This is a genomic window from Aeromicrobium sp. Root344 (assembly GCF_001425755.1).
In the GTDB taxonomy this organism is placed as follows: Bacteria; Actinomycetota; Actinomycetes; order Propionibacteriales; family Nocardioidaceae; genus Aeromicrobium.
Window position 1 is genome coordinate 3,294,223 of the sequence record NZ_LMDH01000001.1, and the last position, 16,570, is coordinate 3,310,792.

Annotated in this window: 15 protein-coding genes; 11 read left to right on the forward strand and 4 right to left on the reverse strand. The window is 69.0% G+C overall.

Annotated features, from left to right (window positions below):
* Nucleotides 1-10: 10 nt before the first annotated feature.
* Nucleotides 11-667 (reverse strand): MBL fold metallo-hydrolase, encoded by a 657-nt coding sequence (locus ASC61_RS16200; RefSeq protein ID WP_056215816.1) that lies wholly within the window; start codon nt 665-667, stop codon nt 11-13.
* A 133-nt stretch (nt 668-800) separates the two neighbouring features.
* Here ASC61_RS16200 and ASC61_RS16205 point away from each other — a divergent pair, with 133 nt between their 5' ends.
* The 11 genes from ASC61_RS16205 to ASC61_RS16255 all read left to right on the forward strand — a co-directional run bounded on the left by ASC61_RS16205 (nt 801) and on the right by ASC61_RS16255 (nt 13,383).
* Nucleotides 801-1,775 (forward strand): NAD(P)H-dependent flavin oxidoreductase, encoded by a 975-nt coding sequence (locus ASC61_RS16205; RefSeq protein WP_056213610.1) that lies wholly within the window; start codon nt 801-803, stop codon nt 1,773-1,775.
* Between the two features lie 202 nt (nt 1,776-1,977).
* Nucleotides 1,978-4,842: an excinuclease ABC subunit UvrA gene (gene uvrA, locus ASC61_RS16210; RefSeq protein ID WP_056213612.1), complete on the forward strand. Its 2,865-nt coding sequence runs from the start codon at nt 1,978-1,980 to the stop codon at nt 4,840-4,842.
* 9 nt (nt 4,843-4,851) lie between these two features.
* Nucleotides 4,852-6,795, forward strand: coding sequence for an excinuclease ABC subunit UvrC (gene uvrC, locus ASC61_RS16215; RefSeq protein WP_056213614.1), 1,944 nt, complete (start codon nt 4,852-4,854; stop codon nt 6,793-6,795).
* Nucleotides 6,792-7,655, forward strand: a complete 864-nt coding sequence (rapZ, locus tag ASC61_RS16220) for an RNase adapter RapZ (protein WP_056213615.1) — start codon at nt 6,792-6,794, stop codon at nt 7,653-7,655. Before uvrC ends, rapZ begins: the two co-directional genes overlap by 4 nt.
* Complete coding sequence (locus ASC61_RS16225) at nt 7,652-8,617, forward strand: gluconeogenesis factor YvcK family protein (protein WP_056213617.1); 966 nt, start codon at nt 7,652-7,654, stop codon at nt 8,615-8,617. The genes rapZ and ASC61_RS16225 overlap by 4 nt, the downstream gene beginning before the upstream one ends.
* Nucleotides 8,618-8,668: 51 nt before the next feature.
* On the forward strand, nt 8,669-9,652 hold the full coding sequence (gene whiA, locus ASC61_RS16230) for a DNA-binding protein WhiA (protein WP_056213618.1): 984 nt from the start codon (nt 8,669-8,671) through the stop codon (nt 9,650-9,652).
* Nucleotides 9,653-9,770: 118 nt separating this feature from the next.
* Nucleotides 9,771-10,775, forward strand: coding sequence for a type I glyceraldehyde-3-phosphate dehydrogenase (gap, locus tag ASC61_RS16235; protein ID WP_056213620.1), 1,005 nt, complete (start codon nt 9,771-9,773; stop codon nt 10,773-10,775).
* Between the two features lie 3 nt (nt 10,776-10,778).
* Nucleotides 10,779-11,978: a phosphoglycerate kinase gene (locus ASC61_RS16240; RefSeq protein ID WP_056213622.1), complete on the forward strand. Its 1,200-nt coding sequence runs from the start codon at nt 10,779-10,781 to the stop codon at nt 11,976-11,978.
* Nucleotides 11,975-12,775, forward strand: coding sequence for a triose-phosphate isomerase (gene tpiA / locus ASC61_RS16245; protein ID WP_056213623.1), 801 nt, complete (start codon nt 11,975-11,977; stop codon nt 12,773-12,775). The genes ASC61_RS16240 and tpiA overlap by 4 nt, the downstream gene beginning before the upstream one ends.
* 18 nt (nt 12,776-12,793) lie before the next feature.
* Nucleotides 12,794-13,030 (forward strand): preprotein translocase subunit SecG, encoded by a 237-nt coding sequence (gene secG / locus ASC61_RS16250; RefSeq protein WP_157439528.1) that lies wholly within the window; start codon nt 12,794-12,796, stop codon nt 13,028-13,030.
* A complete protein-coding gene (locus ASC61_RS16255; protein ID WP_082530724.1) occupies nt 13,030-13,383 on the forward strand; it encodes an RNA polymerase-binding protein RbpA in 354 nt (117 codons plus the stop codon). Before secG ends, ASC61_RS16255 begins: the two co-directional genes overlap by 1 nt.
* 66 nt (nt 13,384-13,449) lie before the next feature.
* On the opposite strand, the gene pgl is transcribed toward ASC61_RS16255, so the two are convergent.
* Genes pgl through zwf form a run of 3 tightly spaced genes read right to left on the reverse strand, consistent with a single transcriptional unit; the run spans nt 13,450 to nt 16,570 of the window.
* Nucleotides 13,450-14,151 (reverse strand): 6-phosphogluconolactonase, encoded by a 702-nt coding sequence (gene pgl, locus ASC61_RS16260; protein ID WP_056213628.1) that lies wholly within the window; start codon nt 14,149-14,151, stop codon nt 13,450-13,452.
* Nucleotides 14,148-15,053: a glucose-6-phosphate dehydrogenase assembly protein OpcA gene (locus ASC61_RS16265; RefSeq protein ID WP_056215819.1), complete on the reverse strand. Its 906-nt coding sequence runs from the start codon at nt 15,051-15,053 to the stop codon at nt 14,148-14,150. The genes pgl and ASC61_RS16265 overlap by 4 nt, the downstream gene beginning before the upstream one ends.
* Nucleotides 15,053-16,570 (reverse strand): glucose-6-phosphate dehydrogenase, encoded by a 1,518-nt coding sequence (gene zwf / locus ASC61_RS16270; RefSeq protein WP_157439621.1) that lies wholly within the window; start codon nt 16,568-16,570, stop codon nt 15,053-15,055. Before zwf ends, ASC61_RS16265 begins: the two co-directional genes overlap by 1 nt.

Below are 16,570 nucleotides of genomic sequence, written 5' to 3' on the forward strand. Positions count from 1 at the left end.
CCGACGTTCGTCACCACCCGCGCTCGCGCCACTCCGCGAGATGTGGTCGCTCGGCACCCAGGGTCGTGTCGTGGCCGTGGCCCGGGTAGACCCAGGTGTCATCCGGGAACCGGCCGAACAGCTTCGTCTCGACGTCGTCGATCAGCGTCGCGAACGCCTCAGCATCCCCGAACGTGTTGCCGACGCCACCGGGGAACAGCGAGTCGCCCGTGAACAGGTGCACGACGCCGTCGGGATCGTCGTACGCCAGCACGATCGAGCCGGGTGTGTGACCCACGATCTCGATGACCTCGAGCTCACAGGACCCGACACGGACGCGGGCTCCAGTACGTACGCGGGTCGTGACGGGAACGGGCAGCTCGTCGGCGTCGTCCTCTCCGGCGACGGTCTCGGCACCGGTGCGCTCCACGATCGTGGCGAGCGCCTGCCAGTGATCGCCGTGCCGGTGCGTCGTGACGACCCGGGCGAGGCCGCCGGTGCCGATCAGGCCGAGCAACGTCTCGTACTCGTTGGCGGCATCGATCAGCACCTGCTCGCCGGTGAGGACGCAGCGCAGCAGGTACGCGTTGTTGTTCATCTCGCCGACCGCGACCTTGGTGATCATCAGGTCACCCGCGACCTGGACGTCGGCCGGACCGCCGACCTCGACTTCTCCCGTGTACGTCATGGGTTCAGCGTGCCAGACCGCGTCGGGAGCGGTGACCTGGTCGCCCGTCACTGGCGCTGATGGGCGACTCATCCACCGCCGAGACCGGCTGTCAGCGTGCCATGGTGGGCTGGTCACCCGAATCGAGGACTTGATGGATTCCTTCCTGACGAGCAACGGGGTCGCGCTGCCGATCGTCCAGGCCGGGATGGGTGGTGGCATCGCCGGGCCGGCGCTGGCCGCTGCCGTCACGTCGGCCGGTGGACTGGGCACGTTGGGGATGGCGAGCCCGCAGCGGATGCGCGACCAGCTCGACGAGGCACGCGAGCGCACGGACGGCCTGATCGCCGTCAACCTCCTGTTGCCCTTCCTCCGGCGCGCGCACGCACAGGTGGCGAGGGACGCCGACATCGTGGTCACGTTCTGGGGTCGACCGGTACGGCTGTCGGCCAAGCCGTGGATCCATCAGGTCGGTTCGATCGATGAAGCCGCGCGGGCACACGCCGCCGGCGTCGACGCCGTGATCGTGCAGGGGGTCGAGGCAGGCGGGCACGTACGAGGCAGGGTTCCCGCGGCGGAGCTCCTGGAACAGGTCCGCAGCGAGCTGCCCGCGGGCGTCCCGCTGCTGCTGGCCGGCGGGATCGCCACGGCCGACGACGTGGCGCACGCGTTGGCTTCGGGGGCCGATGCGGTCGTCTGCGGCACACGCTTCCTCATGTCGGACGAGAGCAGGGCGTCGGCGGGCTACAAGGCGCGCCTGCGGCAGGGGAGCGCGACGGTCCTGACCGACCTGTTCGGGCTCGGGTGGCCCGGGACGCACCGCGTCCTCCCGAACGCGGCGACCGCCAGGTGGCTGCACGCCGACGGGCGCGGGCCGGCCGCGGTTCGTACGTTCAACGCGGCGACCCGTCCGATGATGTCCCGCGGGCCGGAGCGGGTGCAGTCGTGGCTCGTGCGTCACCAGTCGGTCCGCGTGCCGTTCTACACGCCGATCCCGGCGAGCTCGTCCATGCCGGACGACGCGCTCGAGGTGTCACCGCTGTACGCCGGGCAGACCGTGGCCCGGATCGACGACGTACGGCCGGCTGCGTCCATCGTCCGCGACCTGGCCGCCGGAGCGGGGCGGTGACCTGGTCGCCCATCAGGGGTACTGAAGGGCGACCCATCCACCGCCGACAGCAAGGACGGGTGATCACGTCACCGCCGGATGGCCCGGACGAGCACGCTGTGAGCGAACGTACGGTCGCTCGACGGGTTTCTGTCGGACCCGCTCCATACAATGGGATGGGCCAAGATTCTGCCCGCAACCACCAATCATTTCAGGGGAGCCAGTGACCGACCGCCTCGTCATCCGCGGCGCACGAGAGCACAATCTCAAGGACGTCTCGCTCGACCTCCCACGAGACTCGCTGATCGTGTTCACGGGACTCTCGGGGTCCGGCAAGTCGTCCTTGGCGTTCGACACGATCTTCGCCGAGGGCCAGCGCCGCTACGTCGAGTCGCTGTCGGCGTACGCCCGCCAGTTCCTCGGCCAGATGGACAAGCCCGACGTCGACTTCATCGAGGGGTTGTCGCCGGCGGTCTCGATCGACCAGAAGTCCACGAGCCGCAACCCGCGGTCGACCGTCGGCACGATCACCGAGGTCTACGACTATCTCCGCCTGCTCTACGCGCGCGCCGGCCGGCCACACTGCCCCGTGTGCGGCGAGGCGATCGCGCGCCAGACCCCGCAGCAGATCGTCGACCGCATCATGGCCGGCGACGAGGGCACCCGGTTCCAGGTGCTCGCGCCCATCATCCGCGGCCGCAAGGGCGAGTACGGCGAGCTGTTCCGCCAGCTGCAGTCCCAGGGCTTCAGCCGCACGATCGTCGACGGCGAGACCCACATGCTCGCCGACGAGCCGCCCAAGCTCGAGAAGCAGAAGAAGCACACGATCGACGTGGTCGTCGACCGTCTGCAGGTCAAGGGCAACCAGAAGCAGCGCCTCACCGAGTCCGTCGAGACCGCACTCGGGCTGGCCGACGGCCTGGTCATCATCGACTACGTCGACCTGCCCGAGGACGACGAGCACCGCACGCGTCGGTTCTCCGAGAAGCTCGCCTGCCCGAACGACCACCCGCTCGAGGTCGACGAGCTCGAGCCGCGCTCGTTCTCGTTCAACGCCCCGTTCGGTGCCTGTCCCGAGTGCCACGGCCTCGGCACCCGCATGGAGGTCGACCCCGAGCTGGTCGTCCCCGACGACGCCAAGTCGCTCAACGAGGGCGCCGTCGCGCCCTGGTCGTCCGCGCACGTCGCCGACTACTTCTCCCGGCTGATCGGCGCGCTCGCCGACGAGCTGGGCTTCAGCGCCGACACCCCGTGGGGCGATCTGCCCGAGGACGTACGCGAGGCGATCCTGCGCGGCCACCCGACCAAGGTGCACGTCAAGTACAAGAACCGCTACGGCCGCGTCCGGTCCTACTACACGGAGTTCGAGGGTGCGATCACCTACCTCGAGCGACGGCACGACGAGACCGACTCCGAGACCAACCGCGAACGCCTCGAAGGGTTCATGCGCGAGGTCCCGTGCCGGGTCTGCCACGGCACCCGCCTCAAGCCCGTCATCCTCGCGGTGACGCTCGAGTCCGAGAAGTTCGGCGCCAAGAACATCGCCGAGGTCTGCGCGCTGTCGATCAGCGAGGCGTCCGACTACCTGCAGACGCTCGAGATGAGTGACCGCGAGCGCCAGATCGGCGAACGCGTCCTCAAGGAGATCAACGAGCGCCTGCGATTCCTCCTCGACGTCGGTCTCGACTACCTCGCCCTCGACCGGGCCGCAGGCTCGCTGTCCGGCGGTGAGGCCCAGCGCATCCGGCTGGCGACCCAGATCGGCGCCGGGCTCGTCGGAGTGCTCTACGTCCTCGACGAGCCGTCGATCGGCCTGCACCAGCGCGACAACCACCGGCTCATCGAGACGCTGCTGCGCCTGCGCGACCTCGGCAACACGCTGATCGTGGTCGAGCACGACGAGGACACGATCCGCGCCGCCGACTGGGCGGTCGACATCGGCCCCGGCGCCGGCGAGCACGGGGGACAGGTCATCGTCTCCGGCCCGGTCGACGAGCTCTACGCCAGCCAGGACTCCCTGACCGGCCAGTACCTCTCGGGCCGCAAGTCGATCCCGCTGCCCGACAAGCGCCGCAAGCGGGTCAAGGGTCGCGAGCTCACCGTGCACGGCGCCAAGGAGCACAACCTCCGCGACATCGACGTGACGTTCCCGCTCGGCATGTTCGTCGCCGTCACGGGCGTCTCCGGCTCCGGCAAGTCGACCCTGGTCAACGACATCCTCTACACGCAGCTCGCCCGCACCGTCTATGGCGCTCGGACGATTCCCGGTCGCCACCGCAGCATCACCGGGCTCGACGAGGTCGACAAGGTCATCCACGTCGACCAGTCACCGATCGGCCGCACCCCGCGGTCCAACCCGGCGACCTACACCGGCGTGTTCGACCACGTCCGCAAGCTGTTCGCGCAGACGCCCGAGGCCAAGATGCGCGGCTATCAACAGGGCCGGTTCTCGTTCAACGTCAAGGGCGGCCGCTGTGAGGCGTGCTCCGGTGACGGCACGATCAAGATCGAGATGAACTTCCTGCCCGACGTCTACGTCGCGTGCGAGGTCTGCCACGGCGCCCGCTACAACCGCGAGACGCTCGAGGTGCACTACAAGGGCAAGACGATCGCCGAGGTCCTCGAGATGCCGATCGAGGAGGCCGTCGAGTTCTTCGAGGCGATCCCGGCGATCGCGCGTCACCTCCGCACCCTTGTCGATGTCGGCCTGGGCTACGTACGCCTGGGCCAGTCCGCTCCCACGCTGTCGGGCGGCGAGGCGCAGCGCGTCAAGCTCTCGGCCGAGCTCCAGAAGCGGTCCACCGGGCGCACGGTCTACGTCCTCGACGAGCCGACCACGGGTCTGCACTTCGAGGACATCCGCAAGCTGCTCGGCGTGCTCCAGCGGATCGTCGACACCGGCAACTCGGTCATCGTCATCGAGCACAACCTCGACGTCATCAAGACCGCCGACTGGGTCATCGACATGGGTCCCGAGGGTGGCAGCGGCGGCGGACTGCTGATCGCCGAGGGCACCCCGGAGGACATCGCCAACAGCCCCGACAGCCACACCGGCACATTCCTCAAGCCGCTCCTCGTCACCTCGTAGGCTGGGTCGGTGGCAGATCCCGCAAGCTATCGACCGGCACCCGGTGAGATCCCGGTCGAGCCCGGCGTCTACCGGTTCCGCGACGCCGAGCGCCGGGTCATCTACGTCGGCAAGGCCAAGTCACTGCGGCCGCGGCTGAGCTCCTACTTCCAGGACATCACCAACCTGCACCAGCGCACGCAGCAGATGGTGCTGACCGCGAGCTCGGTCGAGTGGACCGTCGTCAGCACCGAGGTCGAGGCGCTGGCGCTCGAGTACTCCTGGATCAAGGAGTTCGACCCGCGCTTCAACGTCAAGTACCGCGACGACAAGTCCTACCCCTGGCTCGCGGTCACGGTCAGCGAGGAGTTCCCGCGCGTCACGGTCATGCGCGGCGCCCAGCGCAAGGGCGTGCGCTACTTCGGCCCCTACGGTCACGCGTGGGCGATTCGCGACACCGTCGACACGCTGCTGCGGGTCTTCCCGATGCGGTCGTGCTCGGCTGGCGTGTTTCGCCGCTCCAAGGCGATCGGCCGGCCGTGCCTGCTGGGCGACATCGGCAAGTGTGCCGCCCCGTGCGTGGGCCGCGTCGACGCCGACGAGCACCGCGCGATCGTCAACGACTTCCTGGCGTTCATGGGCGGGCAGACCGCGGGCTTCACCAAGCGCATCGAGCAGCGCATGCGTGAGGCCTCCGACAACGAGGAGTACGAGCTCGCCGCCAAGCTTCGCGACGACCTGGGCGCACTCCACCGGGTGCTCGAGAAGCAGACCGTCGTGTTCGGCGACGGCACCGACGCCGACGTGCTGGGATTCGTCGACGATCCGCTCGAGGTCGCGGTGCAGATCTTCTCCGTGCGCGGCGGCCGCATCCGCGGTCAGCGCGGCTGGGTCGCCGACAAGGCCGACGAGGCACCGTTCCCCGAGCTCGTGCAGGCCGCCCTCATGACGCTCTATGAGGACGCCGCGCCGTCGGCGATCCCGCGCGAGGTGCTCGTGCCAACCCTGCCGGCCGATGCCAACGCGGTCGCCGAGCTGCTCAGCGAGCGCCGCGACGGGCCCGTACGCATCAGGGTCCCCAAGCGCGGCGACAAGCGCGCCCTCATGGCGACCGTCGAGCAGAACGCCAAGCAGTCGCTCGTACGCCACAAGCTCAAGCGCTCCGGCGACCTCACGGCCCGCAGCAAGGCGCTCGAGGAGATCCAGGAGGCGCTCGATCTCGAGACCGCCCCGCTGCGCATCGAGTGCTACGACATCTCCAACCTCGGCGCGACCGAGACCGTGGCGTCGATGGTCGTGTTCGAGGACGGGCTGCCCCGCAAGTCCGAGTACCGCCGCTTCACGATCCGCAACGAGGGCCAGAGCGACGTCGCGGCGATGCACGAGGTCATCACGCGGCGGTTCACGCAGCTGCTGCGAGCCCGTGAGGGCAACGACGAGGACGGTCCCGGCATCGACCCCGAGACCGGCAAGCCCCGCAAGTTCGCCTACACACCGGCCCTCGTGGTCGTCGACGGTGGCCCGCCGCAGGTCGCCGCAGCCCACGCCGCGATGCAGGAGCTCGGCATCAAGGACGTCGCCCTCGTGGGCCTGGCCAAACGCCTCGAGGAGGTGTGGCTGCCCGACGACGAGGATCCGGTGATCCTGCCGCGCACGAGCGAGGGGCTCTACCTGCTGCAGCGCCTCCGCGACGAGGCACACCGCTTCGCCATCACCCACCACCGCGGACGACGCAGCAAGTCGATGATCGAGAGCGTGCTCGATCCCGTCGCAGGCCTCGGACCCACGCGCCGCAAGGCGCTGCTCAAGACGTTCGGCTCGGTCAAGAAGCTGCGCGCGGCGACAGCAGAAGAGATCGCAACCGTGCCCGGCATCGGCGCGGCTACGGCACAATCCATCGTGGAAGCGCTCGCAACCGGCGAGCACGCACCGGCCATCAACACCGCGACCGGCGAGATCCTGGAGGACAGTTGACGACCTTGACGCAGTTCGTGCTCATCACCGGCATGACCGGGGCAGGGCGCGGCTCGGCTGCCAAGGTGCTCGAGAAGCTCGGCTACTACGTCATCGACAACCTGCCGCCGGACCTGCTGGCGCAGGCCGTGACCACGATCCAGGAGTCCAAGGACATCGACCGCCTCGCCGTGGTCGTCGACGCCCGCTCGCGTCAGTTCTTCGGCGGCCTCGTCGAGGCCCTCGAAGCCCTGCGCGACGACGGCATCCACACCAAGATCCTCTACCTCGAGGCGGCCGACGAGGTCCTCGTACGCCGTCAGGAGGCCGCGCGCCGCCCGCACCCGCTGAGCCTCGAGGGCCGGCTGATGGACGGCCTGGAGCGCGAACGCGAGCTCCTGAGGCGCATCCGGGGCCGAGCCGACATCGTGGTCGACACCTCCAACCTCAACGTCCACCAGCTCGGCCAGCGCGTTCGCGCAGCCTTCGAGGACCCCGACTCCGGTGGCCTGCGCGCCTCGGTGATGTCGTTCGGCTTCAAGTACGGCCTGCCGATCGACGCCGACATGGTCGCCGACCTGCGCTTCCTCCCCAACCCGTTCTGGGTCGACGAGCTGCGGCCGTTGAGCGGACTCGACGAGCCGGTGCGCGACTACGTCCTGCGCCAGCCCCGGTCGACGGAGTTCCTCGAGCAGTACGAAGGCCTCGTCGCCCTGCTGACCGACGGCTACCTCCGCGAGGACAAGCACTTCCTGACGATCGCGATCGGGTGCACCGGTGGCCGGCACCGCAGCGTCGCGATGTCCGAGGCGTTCGCCGAGCGCCTGCGGGCCCACGGCGTCCGTACGCTCGTGGTCCACCGCGACCTGGGGCGCGAATGACGCCGCACGTCGCCGGTCGTGCCGAGGGTGATCTCAAGGTCGTGTCGCTCGGGGGAGGGCACGGCCTCGCCGCCAGTCTCTCCGCACTGCGCCGCCTGACGACCGACCTCACGGGCGTCGTCACGGTGGCCGACAACGGTGGGTCGTCGGGCCGCATCCGCGCCGAGCTCGGCGGGCTGCCGCCGGGTGACCTGCGCATGGCTCTCGCCGCGCTGTGCGGAGACGACGACTGGGGGCGCACGTGGGCCGCCGTGCTGCAGCACCGGTTCTCCGGCAACGGCCCGCTCAAGGACCATGCCGTCGGCAACCTGCTGATCGCCGCGATCTGGGACCAGGTCGGCGATCACGTCGCCGGCCTCGACCTCGTCGGTGAGCTGCTGGGAGCCCAGGGGCGTGTCCTGCCGATGGCCGCCGTGCCGCTCGACATCGAGGCCGACGTCCACCTGCGCTCGGCTCCCGACCGCTTGACGCTCGTACGCGGCCAGGTCGAGGTCTCGTCGACCGACGGCCAGGTCGTCAGCGTCCGGCTCGACCCCAGTGACCCTCCAGCGTGTCCCGAGGCCGTGGCAGCCGTGGAGGCCGCCGACTGGGTCGTCGTCGGGCCCGGCTCGTGGTTCACCAGCGTCATGCCGACGTTGCTCGTGCCCGGCCTCCGGGACGCCCTGACCAAGACCAAGGGCAAGCGCATCCTGGTGCTCAACCTCCACGAGCAGGAGGGCGAGACCGAAGGACTCACCCCGACCGATCATCTCGAGGTTCTGGCTGCACACGCGCCCGAGCTGGGGTTGGATGCTGTCATCGCCGACACCAGCCTCGTTGACACGCGTGGCACGCTGGAGTCGACGGCCCGGTCGCTCGGTGCGCGGTTGTATGTCGCGGACGTGGCGGCCAGCCCAGGATCGGATCAGCACGACCCAGGACGGCTCGCAGCCGCGTTCGGCAGGGTCATGAGGACGGCATAGAGTGACACTCTTCTCCACGACAATGACATCGACAGACAGGGGTTCGGCCGCATGGCAATGACGGCTCAGGTGAAGGCGGAGCTCGCCAACACCACGATCACGAAGTCGTGCTGCCGCAAGGCCGAGGTGTCGTCGATCCTGCGCTTCGCAGGCGGCCTGCACATCGTCTCCGGACGCATTGTCGTCGAGGCCGAGCTCGACACCGGAGCGGCGGCTCGCCGCCTGCGCAAGGACATCGCCGAGATCTACGGTCACGACAGTGAGGTGCTGGTGATGCAGAACGCCGGCATCCGCAAGGACACCCACTACGTCGTACGCGTCTCCAAGGACGGCGAGGCCCTGGCCCGCCAGACCGGCCTCATCGACGGCAGCGGCCGGCCGATCCGCGGCCTGCCGCCGCAGGTCGTGTCCGGTTCGTCGTGCGATGCCGTCGCCGCGTGGCGCGGCACGTTCCTCGCCCACGGGTCGCTGACCGAGCCCGGTCGCTCGTCCGCCCTCGAGGTCAGCTGCCCCGGCCCCGAGGCCGCCCTCGCCCTCGTCGGCGCCGCCCGCCGGCTCGGCATCAGCGCCAAGGCCCGCGAGGTCCGTGGCGTCGACCGCGTCGTCATCCGCGACGGCGAGGCCATCGGTGCGCTGTTGACCCGCCTGGGCGCCCACGAGTCCCTGCTCGCATGGGAAGAGCGCCGCATGCGCCGCGAGGTGCGGGCGACCGCCAACCGGCTCGCCAACTTCGACGACGCCAACCTCCGCCGTTCGGCGCGGGCGGCCGTCGCCGCCGGCGCGCGAGCCCAGAGAGCCCTGGAGATCCTGGGCGAAGAGGTTCCCGACCACCTCAAGATGGCCGGCACGCTGCGCGTCGAGCACCGCCAGGCCAGCCTCGAGGAGCTCGGTCAGCTGCACGACCCGGCGCTGACCAAGGACGCGATCGCCGGCCGCATCCGCAGGCTGCTCGCGATGGCCGACAAGCGGGCCGAGGAGCTCGGCGTGCCGGACACCGAGTCCACGCTCGTCGAGGAGCAGCTCGCCGAAGGCTGACCGCTGCGACTTCGCCGCTCACGGCGTCTCACGGCTCTGAGGTGACTCGCCGGTAGTGATGGCAACTCGGTAGGGTTACGCATGTCACCCACATCGACCCGCAGGAGACACGTTCCCCGTGACCGTACGCGTAGGCATCAATGGATTTGGCCGTATCGGCCGTAACTTCTTCCGCGCGGCTCGTGCCGCCGGTGCAGACATCGAGATCGTCGCCGTCAACGACCTGACGGACAACAAGACGCTCGCCCACCTCCTCAAGTACGACTCGATCCTCGGCCGCCTCGACGCCGACGTCACCTACGACGAGGGCTACATCTACGTCGGTGACCAGAAGATCGCCGCGTTCGAGGAGCGCGACCCCGCCAAGCTCGACTGGGCCAGCGTCGGCGCCGACATCGTCATCGAGTCGACCGGCTTCTTCACCGACGCGACCAAGGCCAAGGCCCACATCGACGGCGGCGCCAGGAAGGTCATCATCTCGGCCCCGGCCAAGAACGAAGACGTCACGATCGTCATGGGCGTCAACCACGAGCTCTACGACCCGGCCGCACACACCGTGATCTCCAACGCGTCGTGCACGACCAACTGCCTCGCCCCGATGGCCAAGGCGCTCAACGACACGCTCGGCATCGAGCGCGGCCTCATGACGACGATCCACGCCTACACGCAGGACCAGAACCTGCAGGACGCGCCGCACAGCGACCTGCGCCGGGCCCGCGCCGCCAACCTGAGCATCATCCCGACGTCGACCGGCGCCGCCAAGGCGGTCAGCCTCGTGCTGCCGGAGCTCAAGGGCAAGCTCGACGGCTACGCGCTCCGCGTGCCGGTGCCCACGGGCTCGGCGACCGACCTGACCTTCACCGCCTCGCGCGAGACCACGGTCGAAGAGGTCAACCAGATCGTCAAGGACGCCGCTGAGGGCGCCATGAAGGGCTTCTTGGTCTACACCGAGGACGAGATCGTCTCGGCCGACATCGTCACCGACCCCGCGTCGTGCATCTTCGACTCGGGCCTGACCAAGGTCATCGGCGACCAGGTCAAGGTCGTCGGCTGGTACGACAACGAGTGGGGCTACTCCAACCGCCTCGCCGACCTGGTCGTCCACGTCGGATCGTCGCTCTGAGCTGTGAAGACGGTTTCGGACCTGGGAGACCTGCGCGGCAAGCGCGTTCTCGTCCGCAGTGACCTCAACGTGCCGCTCGACGGCACCACGATCACCGACGACGGTCGCGTACGCGCGAGCGTGCCGACGATCAAGCGTCTTGCCGACGCAGGCGCCCGTGTCCTCGTGACGGCCCATCTGGGTCGTCCCGATGGCGTGGCCAACCCCAAGTACTCCTTGGCGCCGGTCGCCGAGCGGCTCGCAGAGCTGCTCGGCGCGCCGGTCCTGTTCGCCAACGACACGGTCGGCCCCGAGGCCCACCGCATCGCGTCGGCGCTCCAGGACGGCCAGGTCGCGGTGCTGCAGAACGTACGCTTCAACGCCGAGGAGACGAGCAAGGACAAGGACGAGCGCCGGGAGTTCGCCGGCAAGCTCGCCGACCTCGCCGACGTCTTCGTGTCCGACGGCTTCGGCGTCGTGCACCGCAAGCAGGCGAGTGTCTATGACATCGCCCGTGAGCTGCCGGCTGCCGTCGGCGGTCTGGTCGAGGCCGAGGTCGACGTGCTCAAGCGCCTCACCGAGAGCCCGGAGCGGCCCTACACCGTCGTGCTCGGCGGGTCCAAGGTCTCCGACAAGCTCGGCGTCATCGACAACCTGCTCGACAAGGCCGACAACCTGCTGATCGGCGGGGGCATGGTCTTCACGTTCCTCAAGGCGCAGGGCCACGAGGTCGGCAAGTCGCTCCTCGAGGAGGACCAGCTCGACATCGCGCGCGGCTACATCGAGCAGGCCGCCAAGCAGGGCGTACGCCTGGTGCTGCCGACCGACATCGTCGTCGCACCGGAGTTCAAGGCCGACTCGCCCGCCACGACGGTCGCGGCCGATGCCATCCCGAGCGACCAGCTCGGGCTCGACATCGGTCCGGACTCGGCGGCCGCGTTCGCCGACATCATCCGTGGCTCCAAGACGGTGTTCTGGAACGGGCCCATGGGCGTGTTCGAGATGGCGGCGTTCGCCGCCGGCACCAAGGCCGTCGCGCAGGCACTCACCGAGGTCGACGGCCTGTCGGTCGTCGGTGGCGGCGACTCGGCCGCAGCCGTACGTCAGCTGGGCTTCGCCGACAGCGACTTCGGGCACATCTCCACCGGGGGAGGCGCGAGCCTCGAATACCTCGAGGGCAAGACGCTGCCCGGTCTCGACATCCTCGAAAGGGACGATGCATGACCGACCGCAAGCCACTCATGGCCGGCAACTGGAAGTCCAACCTCAACCACCAGGAAGCCGTGGTCCTCGTCCAGAAGCTCGCCTGGACGCTGCAGGACAAGAAGCACGACTTCGACAAGGCCGAGGTCGTCGTGATCCCGCCGTTCACCGACATCCGCAGCGTGCAGACGCTGGTCGACGGTGACCACCTGGCGATCGGCTACGGCGCGCAGGACGTGTCCGAGCACGACGGCGGCGCCTACACCGGCGAGATCGCCGCGTCGATGCTGGCCAAGCTCGGCTGCTCCTACGTCGTCGTGGGTCACTCCGAGCGGCGTGAGTACCACGCCGAGAGCGACCAGGTCGTCAACATCAAGGCGCTCAAGTCGCTGGCGGCGGGCATGAGCCCGATCGTCTGCGTCGGTGAGGGCCTCGAGATCCGTCAGGCCGGCGACCACGTGGCCTACACGCTGGCGCAGATCGACGGCTCGTTGGCCGGTTTCACGGCCGAGCAGATGGCGTCGGTCGTCATCGCGTACGAGCCCGTGTGGGCCATCGGCACCGGTGAGGTGGCGACGCCCGAGGACGCTCAGGAAGTCTGTGCAGCGATTCGTTCGCGTGTCGAGGAGACCTGGTCGTCCGAAGTCGCAGCATCATTGCGTATCCTTTACGGCGGATCAGTGAAAGCGGCGAACATCGCCGCCATCATGGCGAAGTCGGACGTCGACGGAGCCTTGGTCGGCGGAGCAAGCCTCCAAGCGGAGGAGTTCGCCGGGATCGCCCGGTTCTACGCCATGCCGGATCTGTCCGGCGCCTGACAACGAAGGCCCCAACTCGTGATTTTGATGTTCTCGGTAGTCCTGGCGATCAGCAGCGTGCTGATGATCGTCCTGGTTCTCATGCACAAGGGGCGCGGGGGCGGTCTCTCCGACATGTTCGGTGGCGGCGTCTCCAGCTCGCTCGGCGGCTCTTCGGTCGCCGAACGCAACCTCGACCGGATCACGGTCGGTATCGCGGTCGTCTGGGTCGTGTGCATCTTCGCGCTCGGCCTGCTACTGAAGGTGAGCAACTAGTGGCAGCAGGTGCAATCCGGGGCAGCCGCATCGGCTCGGGCCCCATGGGTGAGGCAGAGCGTGGCGAAGCCGCACCGCGGCAGTTCGTGACGTTCTTCTGCATCAACAACCACACGACGGAGCTGCAGTTCGCAATCGAGGCCGAGGTCCCGGAGTCGTGGGACTGCCCGCGTTGTGGGATGCCGTCCAGCGTCGACGCCGACAACCGGCCGACAGCCAAGAAGATCGAGCCCTACAAGACGCACCTGGCCTACGTGAAGGAGCGCCGCTCCGAGACCGAGGCCGACGAGATCCTCAAGGAAGCCATCGAGCTCCTGCGCACCAAGCGCAAGACCGGCGAAGTCATCTTCTGAGTCTCACCCACGTCGACCCTGCAACGCGTCAGTCCCCCTGATGCGGCGCAGGGTCGTTGCTCGTGGTCAGAGCCTTGACGCGGCGGACTCGTCGAGCAGCCACGTCGTCTCGCTGATGCCGTGGGCGCCGCGAGCCGGCGTGTCCTCGAGCGTCCCATCGCCGAGGGCGCGCGCGACGGCGTCGGCCTTGCCCTCGCCGGCGACGATGAACCACACGGCGTCGGAGTTGTTGATCGCCGGGTAGGTCAGCGAGATGCGTACGGGCGGTGGCTTGGGGGAGTCGAACACCTCGACGGCCCGGCGCTCCGACTCGTGCAGCTGCGCGAAACCCGGGAACAACGACGCCACGTGGCCGTCAGGACCAACGCCGAGCAGCGTCACGTCGAACGGCTCGGGGGGCAGCGCAGCGGCGTACTGGTCGGCGGCCTCGGCCGTGCTCAGGTCGCAGCCGTGTGCGGGCATGGAGTGGATGCTCGACGCGGGCACGCCCAGACGGTCGAGGAACGCATCTCGCGCCTGCTGGTCGTTGCGGTCGGCGTGCCCCTCGGGGACGAAGCGTTCGTCGCCCCAGTAGAAGTCGACCGCGGCCCAGTCGACCAGCTCGCTCTCGATCAGCTCGTACGCGTCGATGGCGATCGTCCCACCGGTCAGGACGACCTTGGGACGGCGGCCCTCGGCCTGGATGAGCGCGATCCGGCCGGTGAGCCGCTCTGCGATCGCCGCCGCCAGCGCAGGTGCGTCGGGGTAGACCTCTTGAGTGAGGGTCATGCCTCAGCCAGCATGTGCTTGATCGTCGCCTCGTAGACGTCGTCGGCGTCGAGGCGGCGCAGGTCCTCCGCGAGCAGCTCGGCGAGCGTACGAGGACCGAGCGGCACCTCACGCGCTGATGAACCGGGCACGCTGAAGTGGCACGAGTGGTCCGTGACCCGCTCGATCTGGACGTCGCCCTCAGGGGTGTTGAGCACGACGGACATGATCTGTGCGCCACTGTCGCTCTTGCGTGTCTTGATGTCGACCTTGAGCCGGCTCTCGAGCCACGCGACGAGCAGCGTGGCCGCCGGGTTGCCGCTGCCGGCGATGACGGTGCCTCCGGTGACCTTGCCCGCCGACTGGTCGAGCGCCGCTGCCAGCAGGGCGCGCCACGGCGTCAGGCGGGTCCACGACAGGTCGGTGTCTCCGGCGACGTAGTGCCTGGCGACGTTCTTGAGCGAACGGATCGGCGAGTCGGTGGCCTCGGCGTCGGTCAGGCGGCGGCGAGCCAGCCGGCCGATCGCGTCCTCGGACGGATCGGTGGGTGGCTTGCCGGGCCACCACACGACGACGGGGGAGTCGGGCAGCAGCAGCGGCAGCACGACGGACTCCGCGTGCTTGGTGAGCTCGCCGGAGATGCGCAGGAGGATCGACTCCCCGGAGGAGTTCTCGCCGACCCGCACCTTGGCGTTGAGCTCAGGCGCTCCGCGACCGTCGCCCAGGATGACGCCGATGACGCGCGACGGGTGCTCGCGCGACAACGTGGTCGCGGTCTTGAGCGCCTCGCCCACGTTCTCGTCGTCGGTGACCACGAGCAGCGTCAGCACCATGTCCATCGCGGGGCTGCCCGCGGCGACGCGCGCCTTCACCATCGCCCGCGCGATGCGGGACGAGTTGGTCTTCTCGAGTGCGATCTCCATCAGGGACGCCTCCACGTACGGCCGTCGCGTTCCAGCATCTTGTCGGCCGACTCAGGACCCCACGTGCCGGACGGATAGGTGTCGATGTTCTTCTGCTTGTCCCAGTGCGCGATGACCGGGTCGAGGATCTTCCACGACAGCTCGACCTCCTCGTGCTGCGGGAACAGCGGCGGGTCGCCGAGGAGCACGTCGAGGATCAGCCGCTCGTACGCCTCGGGGCTGCTCTCGACGAACGCGCCGCCGTAGGCAAAGTCCATGTTGACGTCGCGGATCTCCATCGTCGTGCCCGGCACCTTGGCGCCGAAGCGGAGCGTGACGCCCTCGTCGGGCTGGATGCGCATGACCAGGGCGTTCTGGCCGAGCTCCTCGATGTCGTTCTTGTTGAACGGCTGGTGCGGGGCGCGCTTGAACACCACGGCGACCTCGGTGACGCGTCGGCCGAGGCGCTTGCCGGCCCGCAGGTAGAACGGGGTGCCGGCCCAGCGGCGCGTCAGGACGTCGATGCGCATCGCCGCGTAGGTCTCGGTCATCGACGACTGCGGGATGCCCTCTTCCTCCTTGTAGCCCAGGACCTGCTCGCCACCGGCCCAACCGCCGACGTACTGCGCGCGGGCCGTGTGCAGGTCCATGCGAGCCGGAGGACGGGCGTTGGCGAGGATCTTCTGCTTCTCGATACGCAGCGAGGACGCGTTGAACGAGACCGGCTCCTCCATCGCGATGAGCGCCATGAGCTGGAGCAGGTGGTTCTGGATGACGTCGCGGGCGGCGCCGATGCCGTCGTAGTAGCCGGCGCGCGAACCGATGCCGATGTCCTCGGCCATCGTGATCTGCACGTGGTCGACGTAGTGGTTGTTCCAGATCGGCTCGAACATGCCGTTGGCGAAGCGGAACGCCAGGATGTTCTGGACCGTCTCCTTGCCGAGGTAGTGGTCGATGCGGAACACCGAGCGGCGCGGGAAGACCTCGCCCACGATGCGGTTGAGCTCTTCGGCGGACTTCAGGTCGTGGCCGAACGGCTTCTCGATGACGACGCGGCGCCAGCCCTCGGACGACTCGGCGAGTCCGTGCTTCTTGATCTGCGACACCACGACGGGGAACAGGCCCGGCGGGATCGACAGGTAGAACGCGTGATTGCCGCCCGTGCCCTGCTGCTGGTCGAGCTCGGCCATGGTCGTGCCGAGCCGCTCCCACGCCTCGTCGTCGTCGAACTCACCGGGCACGAACCGGATGCCGGCGGCGAGCTGCTTCCACACCGTCTCGCTCCACGGCGTACGGGCGCCGTCCTTGGCGGCCTGCTTGATCATGCTGGCGAACTTGGCGGTGCCGAAGTCGTGCCGGGCGAAGCCGACCAGCGCGAAGCCGGGCGGCAGCAGGCCGCGGTTGGCGAGGTCGTAGATCGCCGGGACGAGCTTCTTCTTGGCGAGGTCGCCGGTGACGCCGAACAGGATCAGGCTGCAAGGCCCCGCGATGCGGGGGAGCCGGCGATCCTTGGGGTCCCGCAGCGGGTTGTCGACCAG